Consider the following 9,265-nt stretch of genomic DNA (forward strand, 5'->3'; position numbering starts at 1 on the left):
GACGCTGTCGATGTTGAGCTCAGCCGCCTGAACCGCCACGGGGGCGAGCAGGCCGAGAGCTGCAGGAGCAACCAGCAGTTGCTGGAAGAGTTTCATGGGTTCCTCACACGGAAGCGGCGCAATGCGCCAAACGAAGGATCCCCCAAGTGGACATGGCCATCCAGGGTCCATGTGCCAGAAAACACAACGTCCGGTACCCGAGGGTGCTGCCAGAGTGCCGCCCATGAAGGCCCTGTGGGCGTCGCTGCCCTTCCTGCCCCTGTTGCTGACGGCGGCGCCGCGCAGCTTCCTGGCCCACGACGAGGGCTACTACGCCCTGCAGGCCCGCTGGATGGCCCAGAGCGGCCAGTGGCTGGGTCCCCCCTGGTGGGACCAGGTGATCTTTGATCGCAGCATCGGCCTGCCCTGGCTGATCGCCGCGGCCGGCCGGCTGCCGGGGGTAGGCCCCTGGTCGGCCCATCTGCCGTCCCTGGTCGCCGCCGTGGCCTGCCTGCTGCTGACGGCCGACCTGGCCCGGCGCCTGCTGGGCGGGGGCGGAGCCGGCTGGCTCGCCGCCGCCGTGCTGGCCCTCACTCCCCTCTGGCTCGACTACGCCCACCTGGCCAGCCAGGACATGCCGCTGCTGGCCCTGGAACTGCTAGGGATCTTGGCCCTGCTGCGGGCCGGCGAGGCTCCGCAGCGGCCCTGGCCGTTCCTGGCCGGCGCCTGGATCGGCCCGGCCTTCCTGATCAAGGGCTTCATGGTGGCGCTGCCGGTGGTGGCCCTGCTGCCCTTCCTGCTGCTGGAGCGCCGCATCGTGCTGCGGCGGCCCGGCTTCTGGCTCGGCCTCGCCCTGGGCTGGCTGCCGGTGGCGCTCTGGCTGGGCCTGAGCCTCCAGGTGCTGGGCCTGCCGGTGGTGGCGGGCCTGTGGCAGAAGCTGCTCTACCTCTCCGAGAGTGACGTCTACAGCGCCGGCCCGCTCTACTACCTGTGGAACCTGCCGGCCAACACCTTCCCCTGGAGCCTGTTCGCCCTGGCGGGCTGGTGGGGCTGGCTGGCCGGACCGCTGGAGCGGCCCCGGCGCCTGCTCCTGCTCCTCTACCCGCTGCTGATGCTGCTGCTGCTCAGCGCCTTCCGCACCAAGACCCCCTACTACGGCCTGCAGCTCACCCCCTTCATCGCCCTGGCGGCCACGGCCGGCCTGCGGTCCTGGGGCGCCGGCGCCGGCCGCTGGGCCCGGGGGGCGACCTTCAGCTTCAGCGGCCTGGGACTGGTGCTGGTGCTGGCGGCGGTGGCGGTGCTCTGGCCCGGGGCGCCGGCCGGCCGGCTGGTGGCCAATGGGGTGGCCGACCTGGCTCCGGCTCCGCAGCTGTTCGCGCTGGCGGCGGGCTGCCTGGGGCTGGCCTGGGCCCTGGTGCCCTGGTGCCGCACCCCCTCCCGCCGGCTGGCGGCCCTCCTGGTGGGTCCCTGGCTGGCCCTGGCCCTGCTGGTGCAGGCCGGCCTGTTCAGCGATCGCAGCCCCCGGCAACGGCAGGCCCTGGGGCGCCCTGAGGCCAAGGAGGCCCTGGCGGCCGGGCCGATCGCGGCCGTGGCCGGCGCCCCCCTCAGCGGCGAGGAGCATGCCCGGCTGATCCTGGTGGCCCTGGCCAGCCCCCGGCTCACGCCCCGCATCGGCCCGGCGGAACGGGTGCCCCCCGGGGAGCGGGTGTGGATCCGGCGCCGGGAGCTGCCGGCCGGATGGCCCGTGCGGCTGCAGGCCCCGGAACTGGAGCCCTGGGTGCTGGCCCAGGCACCGGGGGCGGGCCGATGAGACGGACACGGGGCCGGGATGGGTGGATCCTGCTGGGGCTGTGGCTGGCCGGGGTGCTCCTGGATGTGCTCTGGCTGCAGCGCCACGCCCAGCCACCGGCCTGGGACCAGGGGGAACACCTGAGCCGGGCCCTGGGGGTCTGGCAGGTGCTCGGGGAGGTGGCGCCCCTCGATCCACTCTGGTGGCAACGGCTCTGGGCCGAGACCCCCACCTACCGGGGACCCCTCACCTACCTGGTGACGGCACCGGTGTTCAGCCTGCTGGGGCCCGGCTATGGCAGCGCGATCCTGTCCAACAGCCTCTTCCAGGCCCTGCTCCTGGGCAGCCTCTACGGCCTGGGGCGCCTGGCCCGCGGGCGGGCGGCCGGCCTCTGGGCCGCCTTTCTCTGCGCCGTCTCCCCGGCCCTGCTGAACCAGCGCAGCGACTACCTGATCGATTTCAGCCTGACGGCCGTGCTCACGGCCACCTGGTGGCTGCTGACGGTGCGGGTGCTGGACCGCCCCCGGCGCCCCTGGCCCTGGAGCCTGGCCGGCGGCCTGGGGCTCGGGGCCGTGGTTCTGACACGCCCCACCGGCCTGGTGATGCTCTGGCTGCCCCTGCTGGCCCTGGCCTGGCGGGCCCTTGCGCCCCTGCTCCGGCGGGGCCGGCCGGGCCCCAGGGCCCGCTTCGGCCGGCTGGCCGAGGCGCTGCTGGCGGCGGCGGCGGCGACGGCCGTGGCCTGGCCCTGGTGGAGCCAGAACTGGCTGACGATCCTTTCCACGGTCAACAAGGCCCGCCAGTGGGGCGTCCTGTATCAGGACGGACTGGAGGCGAACACCCTGGCGGGCTGGCTGTTCTACCCCCGCCTGCTGCCCACCATGGCCGGGGCCGCCCTGGTGGCGGTGGTGGTGGCGGGGGGAGCGCTGCATGGGTGGCGAAGCCGCGGCGCCCCTGCCGGCGCCCTGCCCTGGCGGCGGCTCGCCTGGTGGCTGAGCTTCCCCCTCGGTGCCCTGCTGCTGGCCACCCTGATGAGCACCAAGGACTTCCGCTTCGTGCTGCCCCTGGTTCCCCAGCTGTGCCTTGGCCTGGGGATCGTGCTGGCCTCGGCCGCCGGCCGCTGGACGCCCGTCTGGAGGCTGGCGGTGGTGGCGATCGGGATCTGGGGGGCGCTGGCCAGCCAGTTCGCCCTGGCGGCCAATCCGACCGCCTTTCCGCCGCGACCCCCCGTCGCCGGCCCCCCCTGGCCCCTGGAGGCGATCGTGGCCACCATCCGCCAGCGCAGTCCCCACCAGCTCTCCACCCTGGCGGTGCTGCCCGACAGCCAGGGCCTGAACGCCTTCAACCTCGACGCCGAAGGGCGCCGCGAGGACTTCCGCGTCGCCGCCCGCCAGACCGTGGCACCCCTCGACCAGCTGGACGGCGACCTGGCCGGCTTCGACTGGTTCCTGCTCAAGGGGGGCGACCAGGGGGTGATGAGTGATGAACGCCAGGCCGCCCTGGACGGCCTGGTGCGGCGATCACCCGCGTTCCAGCCCACCGGGCGCTGGCCCCTGCCGGATGGCAGCAGCGCCGAGCTCTTCGGGCGGCGCACCCTGGGCCTGGAGGTGCTCCCGGTGGCCTGCGGGCCGGGGCAGGAGGTTGCCCTGAACCTGGGCGTCGAACCACCGCCCCCCCTGCGGCCGGGCAGCGGGGCGGTGCTGGTGAGCCGGCTGCGGGGGCCGGCGGCCGAGCTGCGGGACGGCCTGCTGCTGCTCGACTGGCGGCCGGACACCGCCGCCGCCGGCGTGCCGACCTGGCGCCATGACCGCGGCATCGGCCAGGGCATGGTGCGCGCTGAGCCTGGCGGTTGCCTGGAGGTGCGGGAACGGCTGGCCCTGGTGGTGCCGGCCGGTTTGCCCGATGGGTCCTACCGGCTCCGGGCCCGGGCCCTCGACCGCCAGGGGCGGCCGCTGCCCCTTCGCAGCGCCCCCCTGACGCTGACGGTGGCCGGCGACGGCGCCCAGGGCCCGGAGGCCCAGGGCAAGGGGGCCCAGGCCATGGACGCCGCCGGGGCGCCCCCCAACCGCATCGACCAGCTGGTCGAACTCGGCAGGCTGCTGCGCCGCGGCGATCTCGACCGGCTGTTCCGGCAGGTGGGGCAGATCAACCAGCGGGACCCCCAGCAGATCTACCTCTCCCAGGGGGAGCGGCTGCTGCGGGCCAGGCTGCAGGAGACTGGCGCCGACCCCGGGGAAGCCGATCTGGAGGACCTCTATGGTCTGGCCCTGGCCCAGGCGCTGCAGCGGCACGCCGATGGGGCCGTCGACACGCTGCAGCGCATCGTGTCCCTCGAACCCACCAATCCCCATGCCCTGATGGCCCTCGGCTTCGTGCAGCTCTACCGCTTCCACCCCGGCCAGGCCCAGGTGGCGCTGGATGCCGCCGCCCGGCTCGACCCCGGCAACCGCACCCTGCGGACGCTGCGGGCGGTGGCCAGCGGCCTGCGGCTCGATCTGGCGGGCACCCTGGCCCTGCTGCGATGAACGGCACGCTCCAGCCGGAAGGACTGCAGCGGTTCCACCGCCGCAACCGCGCCTACTACGAGGACCTGGACCGCCTGCACCAGCTGCTGGTCGCCCCGGGTCTGCGGGTGCTCGAGATCGGCTGCGGCCTGGGGGATCTGCTGGCGGCCACCCACCCGGGCCACGGCGTGGGCATCGAGCGAGACCCCGCCATCGCCGCCGCCGCCCAGGCGGCCCACCCCAACCTGCGGATCGTCTGCGCCGAGGCGGCGACCCTCGACCCGGAGGCGATCGGGGAGAGCGCCCCCTTCGACGTGATCCTGCTGGCCAACACCCTCAACACCCTCGAGGACGTGCAGGGGGTGCTGGAGCGGCTGGCTGCCTTCTGCCATGACCGCACCCGGCTGGTGGTGAGCTTCCACAACTGGCTCTGGCAGCCCCTGCTCAAGGCGGCGGAAGGCATGGGCCTGCGTCAGCCCCAGCCCCCGGAGAGCTGGCTCACCCCCAGGGACGTGCAGAACCTGCTCGATCTGGCCGGCTGGGAGGTGCTCAAACAGGGGCATCGCTGCCTGCTGCCCCGCCGGATCCCCCTGCTGGCACCCCTGGCCAACCGCTGGCTGAGCCAGCTGCCGCTGCTCCAACAGCTCGGGCTCACCCACTGGCTCGTGGCCAGGCCCGCCACCCCGGCCCAGCGCCGCCCCAGCGTCAGCGTGGTGATCCCGGCCCGCAACGAAGCCGGCAACATCGCCGCCGCCATCGAGCGCATGCCCCTGCTGGGGTCGGCCACCGAGGTGCTCTTCGTGGAGGGCCACTCCTCCGATGCCACCTGGGAAGAGATCGAGCGGGTCTGCGGCTCCTACAGCGGCCCGCTGCAGCTGCGGGCCCTGCGCCAGAGCGGCCGCGGCAAGGCCGACGCCGTCTGGCTGGGCTTCGATCAGGCCGAGGGGGAGGTGCTGATGATCCTGGATGCCGATCTCACCGTGCGGCCCGAGGATCTGCCCCGGTTCTACAAGGCCCTGGCGGAAGGCCGGGGGGAGTTCGTCAACGGCTGCCGGCTGGTGTATCCCCGCACCAGCGCCGCCATGCCGCCGCTGAACACGGCCGCCAACCGTTTCTTCGCCGCGGCCTTCTCCTGGCTGCTGCGCCAGCGGCTCAAGGACACCCTCTGCGGCACCAAGGTGATCTGGAAGGCCGACTACGAGCGGCTCAAGGCCGGGCGTGCCTACTTCGGCGACTTCGACCCCTTCGGCGACTTCGATCTGCTCTTCGGCGCGGCCAAGCTCAACCTCAAGATCGTGGAGGTGCCGGTGCGGTACCAGGAGCGCAGTTACGGCAGCTCGAACATCGCCCATGTGAAGGAGGGGCTGATCCTGGCGAGGATGTGCCTGTATGCGGCGCAGAAGCTGCGCTTCACCCCATGACCGCGTGGCTGTCCGTCCCGCCGCCGCCCCGCCGGCGGCAAGGCCGCCGATGAGGAAGCGCTGGTTCCTGGGGTTGGTGGCGACCCTGGCGCTCTACCTGGGGCTCAGCATCTGGTTCGGTTTCGCCAACGTGATGCGCTCCCTGGGGGCGCTGCCCTGGTGGTGCTGGCTGCTGGTGCCGGCCCTGGTGGCCGCGGGCTACCTGCTGCTGTTCCAGCGCTGGCAGTTCTATCTGCGGCAACTGGGCCACCCCCTGGCCTGGCGGCCCAGCAGCCGGATCTACGTCGCCGGCCTGGCGCTGGTCGCCGCCCCCGGCCGCAGCGGCGAGGCCCTGCGGGGACTGTGGCTGCAGCGCCGCCACGGCATCCCGATGCAGGTCGGCGTGGGGGTGACCCTGGCGGAGCGGGTGACCGACCTGGCCGGAGCCCTGCTGGTGCTCGCCTGGGGGCTCGGGGGACGGATCCTGCCGGCCCTGGTGGCGGGCGGCGGCACCCTGGCCATCGGCGCCTGGCTGCTGACCCATCCGGCCGCCCTGCGGCGCCTGGAGGCCTTCCTCGACCGGCTGCCGGCGCACCGGCGCTGGCACGGACTGACCCGGCTGCTGCGGGAGGCCCTCGGGGCGGTTGGCCGGCTGCGGCGGCTGCTGCGGCCCTGGCCCCTGCTGGTGGGCACCGCCCTGGCCGCCCTGGTGTGGCTGATCGAGGCGTCGGCGCTGATGGGCCTGCTGCAGCTGCAGGGGGATCCCCTGGCCCTGACCCAGGCCGCCGTGATCCGCACCGCCATGGCCCTGGGCGGGGTCCTCTCCTTCCTGCCGGCGGGGGTCGGCACCGCGGAGGCCACGGCCATCGGCCTGGCGGTGGCCTTCGGCGTGGACCGACCGGCGGCGCTGGCGGTCACCCTGGTGCTGCGGGTGTGCACCGTGCTGCTGCCCACCGCGGTGGGACTGGTGGTGCTGGGCCGCCATCGGGACGGTGGCGAGGCGATGGCGGCGTGAGCGACACCCCCCTCTCCTCCGGGGCCGGCTACCGGGCCGAGATCGACGGCCTGCGGGCCCTGGCCGTGGTGGCCGTGATCCTCAACCACATCGACGACCGGCTGCTGCCCAGCGGCTACCTGGGAGTGGACATCTTCTTCGTGATCTCCGGCTTCGTGATCACCGGGTCCCTGACGCGGCGTCCGGCCCGCTCCCTGGGCGATCTGCTGCTCGGGTTCTACAGCCGGCGCCTGAAACGGCTCGTGCCGGCCCTGCTGGTCTTCGTGGTGGTGGTGGGGATCCTGGCCTGCCTGGTGATCCCCCGGCCCCATACGGCCCTGCGCACGGGGATCAGCGCCCTGTTCGGCTTCTCCAACGTCTACCTGCATGGGCAGGCCACCGACTACTTCGGCACCGCCACCAAACTCAACCCCTTTACCCACACCTGGTCGCTGGGGGTGGAGGAGCAGGTTTACCTGCTGCTGCCCCTGGTGGCCTGGATGACGGGTTTCGCCCGCCCCGGAGCCGGGGGCCACAGGGCCCTGTTCGGCGTGATGGCCGTGGCCTCGCTGGCGTCGCTGATCGCCTTCGTTCAGCTCTATCCCACCCAGCAGGCCGCCGCCTACTTCCTGATGCCGCCGCGGCTCTGGGAGATGGGGGCGGGCTGCCTGCTGTTCTGCCTCGGCGGCGTCTGGCCGGCCGCCGCCAGGGGCCTGGGCCGCCTGCCGCCCATGGCGGCGGCCCTGGGCCTGGTGGGGGTGATGCTGCTGCCGCTGACCTGGGCGGTTCCGGCCACGGTGGCCGCCGTGGTCCTGACCACGCTGCTGATCGCCAGCCTGCGGCAGGGGACCGCCGCCCACCGGCTGTTCAGCCTGCCGGCCCTGGTGGGGGTGGGGCTGATCTCCTATTCCCTCTACCTCTGGCACTGGGGGGTGCTGTCCCTGAGCCGCTGGACGATCGGCCTGCACTGGTGGTCGCTGCCGTTCCAGATCGGCCTGATGGTGCTCCTGTCGCTGGCTTCCTACCGCTGGGTGGAAAAACCCCTGAGGCAGGCCAGCTGGGCCCCGCGGCGGGACCAGACCATCGCCATCGGGGTGGGCGGCCTGGCGGCCGGGGCCGGGCTGCTGATCGGTGTCGACAACCTGCCTCCGTTCAGCCTGTACGCCGGACGCAACCCGATCCCCGCCGGCATGGGGGTGGAATCGCTCGTGGATCCCTATCGGGTGGCGGGTGCCGCCGGGACCTGGCAGGGGTCCCCCTGCGTGCTGGCCAACGACGGTGAAGCGGCGAAGACCATCGCCATTGAGGCCTGCACCCTCGGGGACTTCGCCACGGCCCGCCACCGGGTGCTGGTGGTGGGCAATTCCTTCTCGGCCTCCTTCGCCGGCGCCTTCGACGAGCTGGTGGCCACCGACGACTACGCGGTGACGATCACCTCGGCCTGGGCCGCCTCCCCGGTGGGCAACTTCGCCGCCCTCGGCGGCAGCGGCCCCTTCGCCGCCACCAACCGCGCCTACTGGAACCGGGTGGTGCCGGCTCTGGTGGCCCAGCTGCGCCCCGGCGACTGGGTGTTCCTCGTCAACGACATGGTCATGTTCTCGCCGCCCAGCCAGGGGCCGGGCAGCCGGCTGATCCTGCAGACCCTGGGGGTGGGCCTCAGCGACTTCTCCGCCACCCTGGCGCAACGGGGCGTGCGCCTGGCGGTGCTCAACGGCCTGCCCTTCGCCCGGGAGGCGAACTGCCACCCCGCCAGTGCCGTGCCCCAGTGGTTCTCCCCGTTCGGCGGCCCCTGCCTGATGCCGGACCGGGCGGAATCCCTGCGGCGACGCCAGCCCCTCGACGACCTGCTGGGCGAACTGCAGAGCCAGGGGAAGCTGCAGGTGGTCGACCTGTTCGACCTGTTCTGCCCCAAGGGGTCCTGCACCTATCGGGCCCGGGGTGGCGAGATCCTCTACCGGGACGAGCATTCCCATCCCTCGAAGCAGGCGGTGCGGCTCGCCGCGCCCGTGATCCGGGACGTGCTGAGGTCCAGGCCGGAATGAACGATGCCCCCGAAACCGGGGGTACCAGGGGAACCTGGAACCACGGTCTCGGGGGCTCTCGCCGGGTCCGCTCTGGCGCGGAACCGATGGATCAGGATTCAGCGGCCGTGATCAGCCGGCGTTCTCCGCGATCTGCAGACCCTGGATGGGACAACTTGGGGTCATGGACACCTCCTCCTGTGGGTTGGATGCCAGCCGGCGACGCCTGCGGCAAGAACGGAAGACGACCGAGGGAGAGAGGCACCACACCAGCCGAACCAAGCAAGAGTTCCACCGATGCCGTGGCAGCAGGGGAGGCTCACCGGGCCCGAAGATGGGGCACACTCCGATCAGGCGTTTCCGTCGATCACCACGTCACTGCTGACGGAACGAACCCATCGTAACCAGCTTTTCCGGCCTTCGACGGGGCCATGAAAAAAGCCCCCATGGAGGGGGCTGGAAAACCTTGGGGAAGGGATCAGAGCGCGTTGCCGCGGGGCAGAACCTCTTCAGGGAAGATGAAGTTTTCGTGCGGTTGGTCGGCAGGCGCCATCCAGGCACGCAGACCTTCGTTGAGCAGG

General features: G+C 72.8%; 5 protein-coding genes. All 5 read left to right on the forward strand.

Going from position 1 to position 9,265, the window contains the following annotated elements:
* Positions 1-223: 223 nt before the first annotated feature.
* From KUG38_RS14300 to KUG38_RS17175, 5 genes are read left to right on the forward strand one after another with little or no spacing between them, the layout of a single operon-like run.
* A complete protein-coding gene (locus tag KUG38_RS14300) occupies positions 224-1,789 on the forward strand; it encodes an ArnT family glycosyltransferase (RefSeq protein ID WP_216922764.1) in 1,566 nt (521 codons plus the stop codon).
* Positions 1,786-4,290, forward strand: a complete 2,505-nt coding sequence (locus KUG38_RS14305; protein ID WP_216922766.1) for a glycosyltransferase family 39 protein — start codon at positions 1,786-1,788, stop codon at positions 4,288-4,290. Before KUG38_RS14300 ends, KUG38_RS14305 begins: the two co-directional genes overlap by 4 nt.
* The gene (locus tag KUG38_RS14310; protein ID WP_216922768.1) at positions 4,287-5,690 is read left to right on the forward strand and encodes a glycosyltransferase; all 1,404 of its coding nucleotides are present in this window, start codon (positions 4,287-4,289) and stop codon (positions 5,688-5,690) included. The genes KUG38_RS14305 and KUG38_RS14310 overlap by 4 nt, the downstream gene beginning before the upstream one ends.
* Positions 5,691-5,694: 4 nt before the next feature.
* Positions 5,695-6,684: a lysylphosphatidylglycerol synthase transmembrane domain-containing protein gene (locus tag KUG38_RS14315; protein WP_353617828.1), complete on the forward strand. Its 990-nt coding sequence runs from the start codon at positions 5,695-5,697 to the stop codon at positions 6,682-6,684.
* Complete coding sequence (locus KUG38_RS17175) at positions 6,681-8,705, forward strand: acyltransferase family protein (protein ID WP_216922771.1); 2,025 nt, start codon at positions 6,681-6,683, stop codon at positions 8,703-8,705. The genes KUG38_RS14315 and KUG38_RS17175 overlap by 4 nt, the downstream gene beginning before the upstream one ends.
* The last annotated feature ends 560 nt before the right edge of the window (positions 8,706-9,265 follow it).

This window comes from Synechococcus sp. CCAP 1479/9, assembly GCF_019038535.1.
Taxonomy (GTDB): domain Bacteria; phylum Cyanobacteriota; class Cyanobacteriia; order PCC-6307; family Cyanobiaceae; genus Cyanobium.